This is a genomic window from Desulfovibrio fairfieldensis, assembly GCF_001553605.1.
Taxonomy (GTDB): Bacteria; Desulfobacterota; Desulfovibrionia; order Desulfovibrionales; family Desulfovibrionaceae; genus Desulfovibrio; species Desulfovibrio fairfieldensis.
Genome location: NZ_CP014229.1, coordinates 3101195 through 3115219, shown reverse-complemented (window position 1 = coordinate 3115219; position 14025 = coordinate 3101195). Strand labels below are relative to the sequence as shown.

The 14025-nt window shown below is 66.0% G+C and carries 12 protein-coding genes; 3 read left to right on the top strand and 9 right to left on the bottom strand.

Translation table 11 applies throughout. From position 1 onward, the window contains the following. Positions 1-112: 112 nt before the first annotated feature. The 4 genes from AXF13_RS13115 to AXF13_RS13100 are packed head-to-tail and all read right to left on the bottom strand — an operon-like array spanning position 113 to position 3336. Entirely contained in the window at positions 113-1501 is a 1389-nt protein-coding gene (locus tag AXF13_RS13115; RefSeq protein ID WP_062253909.1) for a (2Fe-2S)-binding protein, read from the bottom strand. Beyond that, positions 1501-1782 (bottom strand): (2Fe-2S)-binding protein, encoded by a 282-nt coding sequence (locus AXF13_RS13110; RefSeq protein ID WP_008683094.1) that lies wholly within the window; start codon positions 1780-1782, stop codon positions 1501-1503. Before AXF13_RS13110 ends, AXF13_RS13115 begins: the two co-directional genes overlap by 1 nt. 11 nt (positions 1783-1793) lie before the next feature. Beyond that, entirely contained in the window at positions 1794-2927 is a 1134-nt protein-coding gene (locus AXF13_RS13105; protein WP_062253907.1) for an NAD(P)/FAD-dependent oxidoreductase, read from the bottom strand. Between the two features lie 25 nt (positions 2928-2952). Next, positions 2953-3336 carry a RidA family protein gene (locus tag AXF13_RS13100; protein ID WP_062253905.1) on the bottom strand — a complete coding sequence of 128 codons (384 nt, stop codon included), beginning with the start codon at positions 3334-3336 and terminating at the stop codon, positions 2953-2955. A gap of 348 nt (positions 3337-3684) precedes the next feature. Here AXF13_RS13100 and AXF13_RS13095 point away from each other — a divergent pair, with 348 nt between their 5' ends. Then, a complete protein-coding gene (locus AXF13_RS13095; protein WP_062253904.1) occupies positions 3685-5610 on the top strand; it encodes a sigma-54-dependent Fis family transcriptional regulator in 1926 nt (641 codons plus the stop codon). A 194-nt stretch (positions 5611-5804) separates the two neighbouring features. After that, complete coding sequence (locus AXF13_RS13090) at positions 5805-6329, top strand: DUF2179 domain-containing protein (RefSeq protein WP_062253902.1); 525 nt, start codon at positions 5805-5807, stop codon at positions 6327-6329. A 69-nt stretch (positions 6330-6398) separates the two neighbouring features. Here AXF13_RS13090 and mgtA read toward each other — a convergent pair whose 3' ends face one another. The 4 genes from mgtA to mtnA all read right to left on the bottom strand — a co-directional run bounded on the left by mgtA (position 6399) and on the right by mtnA (position 12861). Beyond that, entirely contained in the window at positions 6399-9185 is a 2787-nt protein-coding gene (gene mgtA, locus AXF13_RS13085) for a magnesium-translocating P-type ATPase (RefSeq protein WP_062253900.1), read from the bottom strand. Between the two features lie 238 nt (positions 9186-9423). Continuing rightward, positions 9424-9855 carry a C-GCAxxG-C-C family protein gene (locus tag AXF13_RS13080; RefSeq protein ID WP_062253899.1) on the bottom strand — a complete coding sequence of 144 codons (432 nt, stop codon included), beginning with the start codon at positions 9853-9855 and terminating at the stop codon, positions 9424-9426. 7 nt (positions 9856-9862) lie between these two features. Then, entirely contained in the window at positions 9863-11806 is a 1944-nt protein-coding gene (locus AXF13_RS13075; RefSeq protein WP_062253897.1) for a TIGR04326 family surface carbohydrate biosynthesis protein, read from the bottom strand. Beyond that, positions 11803-12861, bottom strand: coding sequence for an S-methyl-5-thioribose-1-phosphate isomerase (gene mtnA / locus AXF13_RS13070; protein WP_062253895.1), 1059 nt, complete (start codon positions 12859-12861; stop codon positions 11803-11805). The genes AXF13_RS13075 and mtnA overlap by 4 nt, the downstream gene beginning before the upstream one ends. Positions 12862-13042: 181 nt before the next feature. On the opposite strand from mtnA, the gene AXF13_RS13065 reads away from it, so the two are divergent. Continuing rightward, complete coding sequence (locus AXF13_RS13065) at positions 13043-13597, top strand: hypothetical protein (RefSeq protein ID WP_062253893.1); 555 nt, start codon at positions 13043-13045, stop codon at positions 13595-13597. Positions 13598-13685: 88 nt separating this feature from the next. Here the strand turns inward: AXF13_RS13065 and AXF13_RS13060 are convergent, their stop codons facing one another. Further along, positions 13686-14024, bottom strand: a complete 339-nt coding sequence (locus tag AXF13_RS13060; RefSeq protein ID WP_062253891.1) for a DUF3467 domain-containing protein — start codon at positions 14022-14024, stop codon at positions 13686-13688. Position 14025: the final 1 nt, after the last annotated feature.

Below are 14025 nucleotides of genomic sequence, written 5' to 3'. Positions count from 1 at the left end.
TGGGCGTATGCGCAATCCGTTTGCGCGGATAAACGCCGAAGCGGGCCTGCTTCAAATTCCGGGGATATATATTCTCAAAAGCTTTTCTCTTTACTCTTGCGCGGGATGGCGATCATTCCGGCGCGTGGAGATTGCAGTAGGTTTCAAGTTTCACGGGGCGGAAGGGGCTGCGCATGTGCAGGCAGCCCACGGCGTCGGGCCGCGCGCCCTGCGCACGGGCCGTAATCTCCGCCAAGGCCGGGCCGCACATGCGCCCCTGGCATTGGCCCATGCCGCAACGGGTCACGCGCTTGACCTCGTTGACCTCGTGAAAGCCTTCGGCCACGGCCTTGCGGATGGCGCCCGCGCTGACGCACTCACAGCGGCAGACCAGGGTTTCGTCCGGCACGTCGAAAATCTTCGGGTCAGGCGCGAAGACGTAACGCAAAAAGCCGCGCGCCGCGCGCAGCACGGCCAGTTTGCGCCGGGCCCCAGCCGCGCGGCGTCCGGCCTCGGCCGGGGAGATGACGCCCAGACGCCGGGCCGCGTCGATGCCGGCCAGCCAGCCCTTGAGGCGGCTGGCGTCGCCGCCGTGCACATAGGCGCCGTCGCCCGCCACATACAGGCCGTCCAGGCTGGTGCGACCGTTGGCGTCCACGTCCGGATACCAGCAGCGCTGGACCCGGTCCCAGCGCAGGCGCGCGCCCAGGGCGTTACAGATCTGGACGCGGGGGATGATGCCCTCATGGCGCAGCAGCACGGCGGCCGGAAGTTCCCTCGTTTCGCCCTTGGCGGCGTAGGAAACCTTTTCCAGGCTGTTCGCGCCCAGAGCCCGGATGTCCCGCGCGTTGCGGATGACGGGCACGCCGCCCCTGAGCACGCGCAGGGCCATGCGCAGGCCCTTGCCCAGATAGGGCGGGTCCAGCAGGGCGGCGGGCATGGCCGCGCCGGAGAGCAGACGTTGCGACAGGCTGCCCGTATCCAGCCAGGCCGCGATACGCACGCCCGCGTCCAGCAGATGCCCGGCCAGCAGAAGCAGCAGGGGGCCGTTGCCCGCCAGCACCACGGGGGCGTCCTTGTCCGCCGTGAGGCTGCCGCCGGAGCGCAGCAGAATGTCCGCCCCGCCCGCGCCCATGACGCCGGGCAGGGTCCAGCCCGGAAAGGGCACGGGCCGTTCCATGCCGCCGGGGGCCAGAATGACGTTGGCCGCGCTCAAACGTTGCGGCACATTGTCCACGCTGAAGGAAAGGCAGCGTCCTTCCATGCCCCAGACCACGGCGCGCGGCACGTATGTCGCGCCGCTGCCGCGGAAATCCTCCACCAGGCGCAGGCCCGCTTCACGTTCCCTGGGGTCCATGAGGGCCTGGGCCAGGGGGCTTTCCACATTGCGCAGCAACTGCCCGCCCGGCGCGGCCTGCTCGTCCAGCAGGGTCACCGTCAGGCCGCAGGAACGCGCCGCGCAGGCCGCGGCCAGACCGGCCGGGCCCGCGCCGACAATGACGACATCCGTATGCTTGTCCATCACTTGTCCTCCGGGGGCGTCTGCCGGTTCACGACCATGCCTTCCCGCACGGGCACCAGGCAGGACTGGACGTCGGCTTCGCCGTCGATTTCCATGAGGCATTCAAAACAGACGCCCATCAGGCAATAGGGCGCGCGCGGGCTGTGGTCCACGGGATGCGTCGCGGTACGCCCGGCGTGGGCGTGCCCCAGCACGGCGGCGGCCACGCTGATGCCCGCCGGAACGTCCAGGGCCCGCCCGTCAAAGATGATGCGCACAGTGGCTGTGTTGGCGTTGTGCATGAAAACTCCTTTCAGCAGGCGAAGCCGAAGCGTTTGAGCGTCATGCCGCGCGCGGTTTCGGGCAGCTCCCCGCCCAGAATGAAATCGGGCAGCAGACGGCTGTGCGCGGCGGCCATGGTCACGGCGCTGTGGGTATTGATCAGGCTCACCTGGGGGTGGCCGGGCAGGCGGCTGTAAATGGCCATATTGTCTTCCGGCATGACGCGCAGGCCGGACCAGGTCCGGATCAGGCGCTTTTTCGCCAGTTCCGGCCAGACCCGCATGGCCCAGCGGCCTTCCGTGGCCACCGAGGCGGGAACAACGCCGCTGTCGTGTCCCACGCGTTCATGCTTGAAGCCGATGATCACCGTGCCGCCGAAGGTCTGGGTGGCCCCCAGCACCGGAATGGGCATGACCATGGGCAGGCGTTCCACCAGCAGCACCTGGCCCTTGTCCGGATAGACCGGCAGATCCGGCACGGCGAAACGGGCGAAGCGCCGGTTTGCCAGACCGGCGGCCAGCACCAGGCGGCGGCAGAAATAGTCCCCGTTGCGGGTGGCGACGCGGTAGCCGCCCGCATGGGGGGTCACGTCGAGCACCAGGGTTTCCACATATTCGGCCCCCAGCCGGGGCAGAGCCGCCCGGTAGGCGCGCAGCAGGGCCAGCGGGTCGATGACGCCGTCCTCCTCACACCAGGCCGCGCCGCAGACCTCCGGACCAAAGGGGATTTTGGGCAGCTTTTTTTCCAGCTCGCCGCGTTCGATCACGGCCCCCCGGTATTCGCCCAGAGCTTCGCGCAGCTTGACGATGTAGTCGGCGCGCTTCTGAAAATCCTCCGCGCCGAGCACCGGAATCAGGCCGCCCGTGAAGTTCACGGGCACGTGCAGGCCGGAGATTTCTTCCAGTTCCCGGACCAGTTCCGGAAAGAGCCGCGAGGACATGAAGCCCCAGCGGGCGTATTCCGGCAGATGCAGGAATTTGGACTGGCACCAGATCAGCCCCACATTGGTGCGCGAGGCCATGTTGGTGCGGGTGGGCGCGTCCAGCACCGTGACCTTGCAGCCTTTTCCGGCCAGTCCGAAAGCCAGGGCCGCGCCGGAAATGCCGCCGCCCACGATGACGACGTCGCGTTCTCCGGATTTTCTTGACGGCGTTTTTTTGTCCATGCTTCGCCTCCCGGCGGCGGTTTGCTCAGGCCTTGTCCCTGTAAGCGATGCAGTCCACTTCCACGCGCAGATCGCTCATCATGGCGGCCTGCACGCAGACCCGGGCCGGGGCGTGCTCCGGCGTGAAAAATTCCGCGTAGACCTTGTTGAACTGGGCGAAGTCGCGCGGGTCGTCGATGAAGACGTTCACCCGCACCACGTCTTCCAGGCCGTAACCCGCCAGGGCCAGGGCCGCCTTGAGGTTGTTGAGGGCCGCGCGGGCCTGCACGGTCATGCTGCCGGAAACGATTTCGCCGTCGGCGGCGCGGGGCACCTGACCGCTGACGTAGAGCCAGCCGTCCGCGCCCGCGGCCTTGGAAAAGGGCAGCGCGCCCGCTTTGGCCGGAGTCCCGTAACGTGTGATGGGCATGTTTCCTCCCTAAAATATTTTGCGCTTGAAATTATCGCTTAACGGCGAAGTAAATTCGCCTTGCGATAATTTCGAGCTCCGGACAGGCCGGGGCAGGGCGCGCATTCGGGAGAGGAAAAGCAGGGACCATGCCAACTTTGGCTTGAAGTGTTTTTATTAGTATTTTAAGCGTGTTATGGTTGGTATTGATAAAAAGAGGCCATGGTTATGTAATAAAACGTGACAATCTGTGAAAAAAGAAGCACGTTGAAATCAGCATCAGCCGCGAATGCAGCCTGTCCGGGCGCGCATTTTCGTATTTAAGTGTAATAAAATTTTACATGTATTTTTTTATTACAAGGACAGCCCATGCTCAGCCAGATGTCCGCCATTCCGAACCTTGAGGAACTTATCCGGCGTTCGCACGCGCGTTCCGCGCGCTACGGCCTGGACCCGCATCTGGACGGCGCGCCCGAGGCCGGAGGTCTGAGCGCGGCGGGTCTGCGCAAGCGGATCAACGGGCAAAGGGAGTTCTTTGACCTGGCCCGGGCGCAGATCGACACGCTCTACGGCCTGCTCAAAGGCACGGGTTTCTGTATGGCCCTGGCCGACAGTGAGGGCTATGTGCTTTACGTGGTGGGGGACGCGGAACTGGTGGAGCATTTCAAACGGCGGCGCTGCCTGCCCGGCTACCGCTGGCTGGAGCGCGACGTGGGCACCTGCGCCATCGGTCTGGCCCTGGAGGAGAAGGTGCCGGTCTTTCTGCCCGGCGACGCCATGTTTTCCATGGACGCGCGCCGTCTGAGCAATGCGGGCGCGCCGGTTTTCGCGCCGGACGGCGGCGTTGTGCTGGGGGCCATTTCGCTCAGCGGCGAGTCGGCCATGATGCATGTGCACACCCTGGGCCTGGTGCGCCAGGCCGCGGAAACCGTGACCTCCCAGTTGCGCGAGCGGGAGCGCATGCGGGACCTGGCCACCACCAACCAGTATTTGCGCGCCCTTATCGAATCCGACTCGCGGGGCATTGTCACCGTGGACTCGCACGGCCGCATCGTGCAGACCAACCGTAGCGCCCGGCGGCTCTTCAGTCTGCCCGTCTCGCCCGCCGGGCGGGATTTCGAGGACTTTACCGGCGGCCGCAGCGGCGTGCTGGAACATCTCGCCACGGGCAAAAGTTTCAAGGCGCGCGAAATTCTCGCCCGGCACAGCGGCATGACGCATTTCGCTTCCTTTGACCCCATCTGCATGAGCAACGGTGAAGTGGTGGGCGGCCTGCTCACCGTGCAGGAAAAAAAGGAAGTCATGGGCATGGCCGTGGAAGTGACCGGCAGCCACGCCCATTTCACCTTTGATTCCATTCTGGGGTCCAGCGCCTGCTTGGGGCAGGCCCTGCGCCACGCGCGCATCGCGGCGGCCAGTACGGCCCCGGTGCTGCTCTGCGGCGAAACGGGCACGGGCAAGGAGCTCTTCGCCCAGGCCATCCATAACGGCGGGGAGCGGCGCAACCGGCCCTTTGTGGCCATCAACTGCGGGGCCATTCCCAAGGAACTCCTGGAAAGCGAGCTGTTCGGCTATGAGGAGGGGGCCTTTACCGGCGCGCGCAAGGGCGGGCGGCCCGGCAAGTTCGAGCTGGCCGATTCGGGCACGCTTTTTCTGGACGAAATCGGGGACATGCCCTTTGACATGCAGGTCAAGCTGCTGCGCGTGCTCCAGACCGGCGAGATCCAGCGCGTGGGCGGCCTGCGTACCGTGCCCGTGGATCTGCGCGTCATTTCGGCCACCAACAAGGATCTGAGGCAGGCCATCGAACAGCAGAAATTTCGCGCGGATCTCTATTACCGCATCAGCACTCTGAACATCCTTGTGCCGCCCTTGCGCGAGCGGCCGGAAGACATTCTGCCCCTGGCCGAGTATTTCATCCAGCGGCACAGGCTGCGTCTGAACAAACCCACGGCGGTCCTGCCGCCGGACACCGCCGCCATGCTCACGGCCCATGCCTGGCCCGGCAACGTCCGCCAGCTGGAAAGCGCGGTGGAGCGCGCCATGCATCTGGCCGAGGGCGGCGATCTGCTGGCCGAGCATTTCGGCATCGCCGGGCTGGAGCGGCCCCGGCAGGCGGCTCCATCGGAACCGTCCGGCGGCTCCGGCCAGGGCACCCTGGAAGACCTGGAGCAACGGGCCGTGGCCGAAGCTCTGGCCCGGCACAACGGCAATATCCGGGCCGCGTCCCGCGCCCTGGGCGTCAGCCGCCCCACGCTCTACCGGAAATTGAAGAAAATGGCGGGCCGGGACTGAAGCTGAGCCGCGTCGGAGTCGTCCGCCCCGGTTTTGCAAGGCCGCCTGATTGCCAAAATGCGGCGTTCTGGTAGCATTGCCATAAACACATCGCCAGGTTGGGTATTTCAACTCAAAGTTAATCTGCTCCAGGGGCGAAATTTTCAGCCGGGATATCCGCACTATCCCGGCTTTACATATTCAGTGAGGATGTCATGACACTCTTGGGAATGCATTTGGATTTTGCGGGAGCGCTGCTGATTTTCTGCCTGCGTCTCGCGGACGTGACTCTGGGTACGGTCAGAACCGTCCTGGTCATGCGCGGCGTGCGTTTTGTGGCGGCCCTGGTGGGCTTTTTCGAGATCGTCATCTGGGTGGTCGCCATCTCACGGGTCATGGCGCATCTGGACAACGTCTTCAACATCATTGCCTATGCCGGGGGCTACAGTTGCGGCATTCTGATGGGTATTTTCGTGGAAGAGCGCCTGGCTCTGGGCATCACCGTCGTCAATATCGTGGCGCCCGAGGACGACGAGCACCTTGCCGCCGTGTTGCGCAAAGCCGGTTTCGGCGTAACCCGGCTTGAGGCCTTCGGCATGCATGACGAAATGCACTTCTTGCGGGTGGTCTTGCCGCGCCGCAAGGTCAACAGCCTGGTGCGCCTGTGCAAGAAACTTTCGCCCAAGAGCTTTCTTACCATTGAGGATGTGCGCAGCGCGCACGGCGGCTATCTGCCGTAGGAGCTGTTTCTAAACGCGCGGTGCGGATTTCCGTGGAAAATCCGCACCGCGAAGAGCTCGCTTCAGCTTCTACAGCAGCTGGCCGTAGCGCCGGATGTAAGCCCGCTTCACCACGGTGGTCAGCAGCATATAGCCCAGGATCATGCCGCCCAGCCAGGGGAAATACCCGACGGGCAGGGCCGCCATGTCCAGGCCCCGGCCCAGGGAGGTGAAGGGGATGACCGTGCCCACGGCAATGCCCAGGCTGGTCAGGAGCGTCAACTGCCAGGCCGCCCGGCTCTCCACGAAGGGCAGCTTGGGCGTGCGGATCATGTGAACGACCAGGGTCTGGGACCAGAGCGACTCCACAAACCAGCCCGCCTGGAACAGCGCCGCGAAGGCGGCCTGCCCGGCCGGGTCCAGGCTGTGCCAGGGGCCGCCCAGAACCGCCGGGCAGATCAGCCGGTACATCAGGACAAAGGTCAGCAGATCGAAAATCGAGCTGGTGGGCCCGAGCCAGAGCATGAAGGAGCTGATGGAACCGGCGTCCCAGGTACGGGGTTGGTGCAGGAATTCCTCGTCCACATTGTCCCAGGGGATGGTGGTGCAGGACAGATCGTAGATCAGGTTGAGCACCAGAATCTGCAGGGGCGTCATGGGCAGGAAGGGCAGAAAGACGCTGGCCGCCAGCACCGAGAACATATTCCCGAAATTGGAACTCACCGTCATCTTGATGTACTTGATGATGTTGGCGTAGGTGCGGCGTCCTTCAATGACCCCGGCCTCCAGCACGGTGAGATCCTTTTCCAGCAGGATCACGCCCGCCGACTCGCGGGCCACGTCCACGGCGGTGTCCACGGAAATGCCCACATCGGCGGTGCGCATGGCCGCCGCGTCGTTGATGCCGTCGCCCATGAAGCCCGTCACATGGCCGTTGCCGCGCAGGCAGGCCACAATGCGCGCCTTCTGCTGCGGGCTGAGCTTGGCGAAGATATCCACCCGCTCTACTTCCTGCCGAAGGCGCTCGTCGTCCATATCCGCAAGATCCGCGCCCAGCAGCACGCGTTCGGCGGGCAGGCCCACCTGACGGCAGATGCTGCGGGTCACGGCGTCGTTGTCACCGGTGAGCACCTTGACGCGCACCCCGTAGTCGCGCAGGGCGGCCACGGCCTGGGCCGCCGATTCCTTGGGCGGGTCCAGAAAGGCCAGATAGCCCATGAGCACCATGTCGGCCTCGTCGGCTACGGAAAAGCTCCGGCCGCCGTCCGGCAGGGTTTTCCGGGCCACGCCCAGCACGCGCAGGCCGTCGGCATTGTAGCGGCGGGTGCGGGCCAGGATTTCCTCCCGCAGTTTCGGGGTCAGCGGCTCCACCTGGCCGTGGTATTCGGCCCAGGCGCAGACGGCCAGCATTTCCTCCAACGCGCCCTTGGTGATCATCCGGGTCTTGCCCAGGTGGTCGGCGACGACCACGCTCATGCGGCGGCGGCCGAAATCAAAGGGGATTTCATCCACTTTGACGTAGTCCCGCCGCAGGGTGAGCATGTCCAGGTCGTCGGCATGGTCCACAATGGCCACATCCAGCAGGTTTTTCAGGCCGGTCTGGAACCAGCTGTTCAGAAAGGCGTGGCGCAGCACGCGCTCGTCCTCGTTGCCGTGCACGTCCAGGGAATATTCCAGAATGATCTTGTCCCTGGTCAGGGTGCCGGTCTTGTCCGTGCAGAGCACGTCCATGGCCCCCAGGTTCTGGATGGCGTCCAGCCGCCGCACGATGACCTTTTTGCGGGCCATGAAGGCCGCGCCGCGCACCAGATTGGCGGAAACCACGGTGGGCAGCATTTCCGGCGTCAGGCCCACGGCCACGGACAGGGCGAAGAGCGCGGCCTCCACCCAGTCGCCCTTGGTGAAGCCGTTGATGAAAAAGACAATGGGCACCATGCAGGCCATGAAACGGATCAGCAGCCAGGACACGGCGCTGACGCCCTTGTCGAAACTGGTGCGGGTGGTGGTGTCGGCGATCTGGCGGGCCAGGGAGCCGAACAGGGTGGCGTTGCCCACGGCCAGCACCAGGGCCAGGGCCGAGCCGCTGACCACGTTGCTGCCCATGAAGGCCAGGTCGGCGCAGTCCAGCGGGCTCTGGGGCGGACTGGCCGGGGCGTCTGGAGAGGCGTCCGGCAGACCGGCGAATTTTTCCACCGGTTCGCTTTCGCCGGTCAGGGAGGACTGGCTGATGAAGAGGTCCTTGGCCTCCAGAATCCGCAGATCAGCCGGGATCATGTCCCCGGCGGCCAGGCGGACCACATCGCCGGGCACCAGCTCGCTGATGGGCCGTTCGCCGCCCCGGCCGTCGCGCAGCACGTCGATGGTGGTGTTGACCAGGGATTCCAGGCGGGCCACGGCGTCGCCGGAGCGGGCCTCCTGCACGAAGCGCAGCGTGCCGCTGATCAGCACCATGCCGCCCACGATGAGCACGGCCGTGAGATCCTTTTCCCCGGCGGCGGCCAGCAGATAGTCGGTGATGAAGGAAATGGCCGCGAGCAGCAGCAGAACCACGCTGAAGGGATTGAGAAATGCCCTGAGCAGTCGCAGGGGCAGAGGTTCCCGGCGGCTGCGGGTCAGGCGGTTTTCACCGTGGCGCCGGCGCAGGGCCGGGATTTGCGCGCTGTTCAGGCCCTGCGTGGACGAGTTGTAGGCGCGCAGCAGGGCGTCCGGCCGTTGCCGGGCGGCATCAAGCAGATGTTGCGAGGCGGCGCGCTTCGGCGCTGCCGGGGCGTGGGGGCGTCCGACGCCGCGCGCGGCGCGGTCCGCGCGGGACAGCGGGCGGGACGACGGACGCGGGGAATGGAATAAGGCTTTCAGAGTCGTGAAAAAGGAAAACATGGGAACCTCCTGGGACCGGCGCGGGACGCGCCGCTCTCAAGAGGCGTTCAGCGGGAGAGGGCGGGCGCGGGCAGGCCGGCGGGATTATGCGTACCGGGTTCAGGTGCGGGAAAGTCGGGACTGTCGGATGACATAAGGTCGTGCTCCTTTGTGCTGCTGAAACAAGGCATAATGATTACTGATTAAGGGAAAACGCCCGGAACGTCAAATCAGGGCGGGCCCGCGACCCATTCTCCGGTCAGCGCAACGCCGTCACAAAATCGTGGAGCAGGCGGACAGCCTCCACGGTCAGCCCCTCGCAGAGATGCGGCGGATCGCTTTTCTGAAAGCCGCCGGGCCGCAGCACCCGGCAATCGACCCCGCCGAAACGTTCCTGGAAGGCGGCGGCATAGCGGCCGCAGACGGCGCAGACTTCCTTTTCCGTCTTGCCCAGGGACGACGCATGGATTCCGAGGAAGAGCAGCGCGCCCTCCAGCAGGCCGCACTGGCAGCCCATGCGCCCGGCTCCGTTCAGGCCGATGGCCGCGCGGTCCAGCTGCGGGTCCAGGGGCGGATCGAAGAGGCGGCTCATGCAGTACAGGGTGGTGCGGGCACAGTTGATGTCCCTGTCCCAGTAACAGGCGCGGACCATTTCCGCGATCCGCCGGTCGGTTTCCTGATGCGCGTCCATAACGGCCTCACAAGCCCAGGAGTTGCCGCCAGCGGGGCAGTTCCGGGTTCAGATCCAGATAATCGGGCGGCAGGTCCAGGGGCGCCGCCGTTGCCAGGGCCAGGCGCACGTCCTCCAGATCGCCGGTGCGCGGCAGTTCCGGCACGTCCTGCAAGGGGCAGAGGTCAAAGTCGTCGCTGGGCAGCATGACCATGACCGGCAGGCCCTTGAGCGCCGCTTCCAGGGCGGCTGTGGTGGAATTGGAGGCCCAGACCGTCACGCCGGGCCGCAACTGTTCGGCAATGGGGCCGTCCGCCAGGCGGATTTCGCGCATCCGGCGGCCCAGCAGGGCGCGCAGGCGTTCTTCCACGGGCAGGTAGGGGTGGGGCTTGACGACAATATCCCAGCCTTCCAGCAGCCCGGCATGCACGGCGCGTGCCAGCAAGACCAGATGGGCCTCGGTTTCGTCGTTGAAAAAGCTGGTCAGGACCAGCAGCCGCTTGAGGCCGCCCGCGGGCGTAGTCGGCGCGGGGTCCGGGGCTTCCGTTTGCGCCGGAGCCGCGTCGGCGAGGTAGAGGTAGCGCAGGGCCTCCACTTCGCCCAGGCGCTCGGGCGGCATGCCCGCGTCCAGCCACTGGCGGCAGGCCGAGCGGCCGTTGCCCCGGATGGCGTCAGGTTGGAAGATCGCGCAGTCCGGCGCGCTGAAGGTGCGCGGGTCGTCGAAATAGCGGAAGTCCGTGGGCCGGATGGTGGAATGCTGCGCGCCGAAGACCGGCCCGTTCCCGGCCTCATGCGCGGCCTGGGTCAGCATGCGCTCCCAAGGGCAGTTTTCCAGCGGGAACAGGGTCCAGCGCTGCGGCCCGGCGCAGTGCGCATAGCTCTTGAAGGCCCGGTTCTGAAGGCAGCGCTCCAGGCCGCGCCAGCCCCGGAAGGATTCGGCCCAGTCGCCCTTGGCGTAGTCCCAGAAATTGAGCCGGGAACCGGCGAAGTGAAAGGCCGGGCGCGCGTGTTTTTCCAGGCGCAGGCTGGCCCAGCAGAGGCGCAGATGCCGCCACAGGGCTGCCCAGAGATCGCGGTGGCGCAGAAATTCTTCCAGATAGTGGAAGGAAAGGCCGTCTTTGCCTTTCTCGCGGAAACGGTCGCGCAGTTTGCGGCATTGGGCGAAGGAAAGCTGGGGCGCGGGAAAGCGGATGAACAGCCAGCGCACGAACTGCGCGCCTTCACGCCGGGCCTCCGCGTCAAGAACGTCGTGCAGCTTTTCCCAGTAGCGGGAGCGGAAGCGCCCCAGACCGGCGGCGTGCATGTCCAGATTAGGGAAATAGGTGGCAATGGTGGCGGCGGGCTTTTGCCCCGATGCGGGCGGCAGACAGTTTTTTTCTTTCCGGATGCAGGGCAGCTTGCGTCGTATGGTCCACCACCAGTGCGCGTAGCGGGCCGCGGCCCGCAAGGGCGCGGGGCAGGCGTTGTAGACCCGCCGCAGCAGGCTTTGCGCGGGCTTGAGGCGCAGCCCCGGCTCGTGGCATTCCACAAAGAGGCGGCCCGACACGGCGCAGAAATCCGCCAGCGTGTGGCGCAGGGTGGCGTCGCCGCCGCAGAGCCGCAGGGCCGTGAAGCCTTCCTCGTCCATGAGGCGTTCCAGGGCGCGCAGCTTGTAGATGGCGTAGAGATTGGGCGCCATCTTGGGGTGGCGCTCGTAGAGCAGGGAGCACCACCACATGGACAGGCTTTCCCCGGCTTTGAGTTTTTCCTGCAATTCCTTGCGGCCCACGCGCAAACGGCCCAGATCATAGGCCCAGGCCATGTGTTCGGCGCGGATCGCCACCAGGTCCGCATGGAGACGCGCGGGCAGGGATATCCGGCCTTCCGGCACTTCCCAGGCGCTCCAGTGGGCGACGGCCTGGCCCCGGCCGGAGGCGGGCGACGGTACGGACGGCTCCTTGGCCGGTTCCACCAGCAGCACCAGTTCTTTCATGGGCGCGCCTCCGTCGCGGCTTCGTCCAGGGCCGCGCGGACAGCCGGGCCGTAAGGCGGCCGCAGCACGCCCGCTTCGGTGATGATGCCGCTGATCAGCGCCGCCGGGGTCACGTCAAAAGCGAAGTTGTAAACCGGCACGTCCTCGGGCGTCACGCGCCGCCCCCCCGCATGGGTCACCTCCCCGGCCGGGCGTTCCTCAATGGGAATGGCCGTGCCGTCGGCCGTTTGCGGGTCAATGGTCGAGAGGGGCGCGGCCACATAGAAGGGGATGCCGAAATGCCGCGCCAGCAGGGCCACGCCGAAGGTGCCGATTTTGTTGGCCGCGTCGCCGTTGGCCGCGATGCGGTCCGCGCCCACCACCACGCGCTGGACGAGCCCTTTCTGCATCAGCAGGGCGCAGGCGTTGTCGCAGGCCACGGTAACCGGAATGCCGTCCTGGTGCAGTTCCCAGGCCGTGAGCCGCGCGCCCTGCAAAAAAGGGCGGGTTTCATCGGCAATGACCCGGATGCGCTTGCCCTGTTCCACTGCCGCGCGGATCACGCCCAGAGCCGTGCCGTAGCCCGCCGTAGCCAGGGCCCCGGCGTTGCAGTGGGTGAGCACCGTGTCTCCGTCCTCAAGGCAGTCCGCGCCGAAGCGGCCCAGGCGCTTGCAGGCGGCCACGTCCTCGTCCTGCATGGTCCGGGCCTCGCGCAGAAAAAGCTCCAGCAGGGCGGGGCGGTCCACATCTCCGGCGGCGCGTCGGCACGCGCGCATGCGTTCCACTGCCCAGCGCAGATTCACGGCCGTGGGCCGGGCGTCGGCAATGGCCTCCAGGGCGGCGTCCAGGCGCTCCCGCCAGCCGTCGCCGTCCCCGGTCCGGGAGACGGCCAGGGCGCAGCCCCAGGCGGCGGCGACGCCAATGGCCGGAGCGCCGCGTACCACCATGGTTTGCAGAGCCGTGATCACCTCGTCGGGCGTGCGGCAGACGAAATCCGCCTCCTCTCCCGGCAAAAGGCGTTGGTCCAGCAGATGCAGTTCCAGGGCGTCGCGATCAAAACGGATGTGGTCGTTCATGGCGTCTCCTTGTTCCCTGCCTTACACGACAATGCGTCCGATGGCAAAAAACGGCTTGCCGGAAGAGTGCCCGCGCCGGTATGGGGTCGGGTTCTGGACAGTCCCGCGAGCCGGGCATAGAGTTGCTCCGGCGGCAGGGGATTGTGCCCGCGCCGCCCACTACTCAGGAGGAAATCAAGATATGCGTTACGCATGGACTTTGCTGCTGGCCGGGGCATTGAGCCTGGGCCTGGCGGGCGCTGCCCTGGCGGCTCCGGACGGCTTCAAGGAGCACAAACTGCCGGGCTTGGCCATCGACCTGCCCTCGGACTGGCAAATCGCCCCCAAGGAGGCTCTGGCCCAAGTGCAGAAGCAGGCCGGGGACATGAAGGTGCTGCTGATGGCCCAGAGCCCGGAAGTGCCGCAGTTCGCCATTATGGAGCAGCCCGTGGGCGAGATGGACCAGGCCGCTTTCGCCAAACTGGATGAGGACGGCGTCAAGAAAATCTGCGCGCAGGCCATCGACGGCTTCAAGCGGGGCGGCGCCACGGAAGTGAACTGCGCGCGCGAAACAACGGCCAAGGGCGCGGCTCTGGCCGTGTCCGCGCTGTTCCCGGCCAGGGGTCTGTGCAATGTGAGCTGGGGATTTTACGAAGGCAAAAAGACCCTGGCCGTGAGCGCTATGCTCCGGCAGCGCGACACCAAACTGCCCGCCAAGCTGCAAACCGTTTTGAAGAGCATCAAGCTGGGCAACTAGAACAGTTACCACTTGAAATGCTCTGTCATGTAAGAGGCCGCGTCGTCTGACGCGGCCCTTTTGCGTGGTTTCGGGTCGCAAAACCGGTTCAGGCGTGCGGGCTGTTGTTGCTGAAACGGGCGGCATGCTCCTTGAGCGTGCGGTCCAGGGCCAGGAGCAGGCGTTGGGCCGAGGCCGGGGTCATGACGATGCGCCGGTCCAGGTCCACGGCCAGGACGTTTTCAGTACCGCCGTCCTGGGTGTTCAGGCTTTCGGGCTGACTCAGGCCGCAGCAGAGGATGACCTCCTCGGCCGTGCAGCGGGTCTGGAAGACATTGGCGTAGGACGTGCGGAGCCGCGCGCTGTTCAGGGCCACGCGGATTTGTTGGCCTTCGCCGGAAGCGGCGGTTTCGGCCCCGGTCTTGCCGGAATTTTTCTGTGCGCTCATG

What these genes read in the sequence shown, in the direction of transcription:
- AXF13_RS13065 (WP_062253893.1), top strand. Translation starts at nt 13,043, where the DNA reads ATGCGTTACGCATGGACTTTGCTGCTGGCCGGGGCATTGAGCCTGGGC.
- AXF13_RS13115 (WP_062253909.1), bottom strand. Translation starts at nt 1,501, where the DNA reads ATGGACAAGCATACGGATGTCGTCATTGTCGGCGCGGGCCCGGCCGGT.
- AXF13_RS13105 (WP_062253907.1), bottom strand. Translation starts at nt 2,927, where the DNA reads ATGGACAAAAAAACGCCGTCAAGAAAATCCGGAGAACGCGACGTCGTC.
- AXF13_RS13060 (WP_062253891.1), bottom strand. Translation starts at nt 14,024, where the DNA reads ATGAGCGCACAGAAAAATTCCGGCAAGACCGGGGCCGAAACCGCCGCT.
- mgtA (WP_062253900.1), bottom strand. Translation starts at nt 9,185, where the DNA reads ATGTTTTCCTTTTTCACGACTCTGAAAGCCTTATTCCATTCCCCGCGT.
- AXF13_RS13090 (WP_062253902.1), top strand. Translation starts at nt 5,805, where the DNA reads ATGACACTCTTGGGAATGCATTTGGATTTTGCGGGAGCGCTGCTGATT.
- AXF13_RS13080 (WP_062253899.1), bottom strand. Translation starts at nt 9,855, where the DNA reads ATGGACGCGCATCAGGAAACCGACCGGCGGATCGCGGAAATGGTCCGC.
- AXF13_RS13100 (WP_062253905.1), bottom strand. Translation starts at nt 3,336, where the DNA reads ATGCCCATCACACGTTACGGGACTCCGGCCAAAGCGGGCGCGCTGCCC.
- AXF13_RS13095 (WP_062253904.1), top strand. Translation starts at nt 3,685, where the DNA reads ATGCTCAGCCAGATGTCCGCCATTCCGAACCTTGAGGAACTTATCCGG.
- mtnA (WP_062253895.1), bottom strand. Translation starts at nt 12,861, where the DNA reads ATGAACGACCACATCCGTTTTGATCGCGACGCCCTGGAACTGCATCTG.
- AXF13_RS13075 (WP_062253897.1), bottom strand. Translation starts at nt 11,806, where the DNA reads ATGAAAGAACTGGTGCTGCTGGTGGAACCGGCCAAGGAGCCGTCCGTA.
- AXF13_RS13110 (WP_008683094.1), bottom strand. Translation starts at nt 1,782, where the DNA reads ATGCACAACGCCAACACAGCCACTGTGCGCATCATCTTTGACGGGCGG.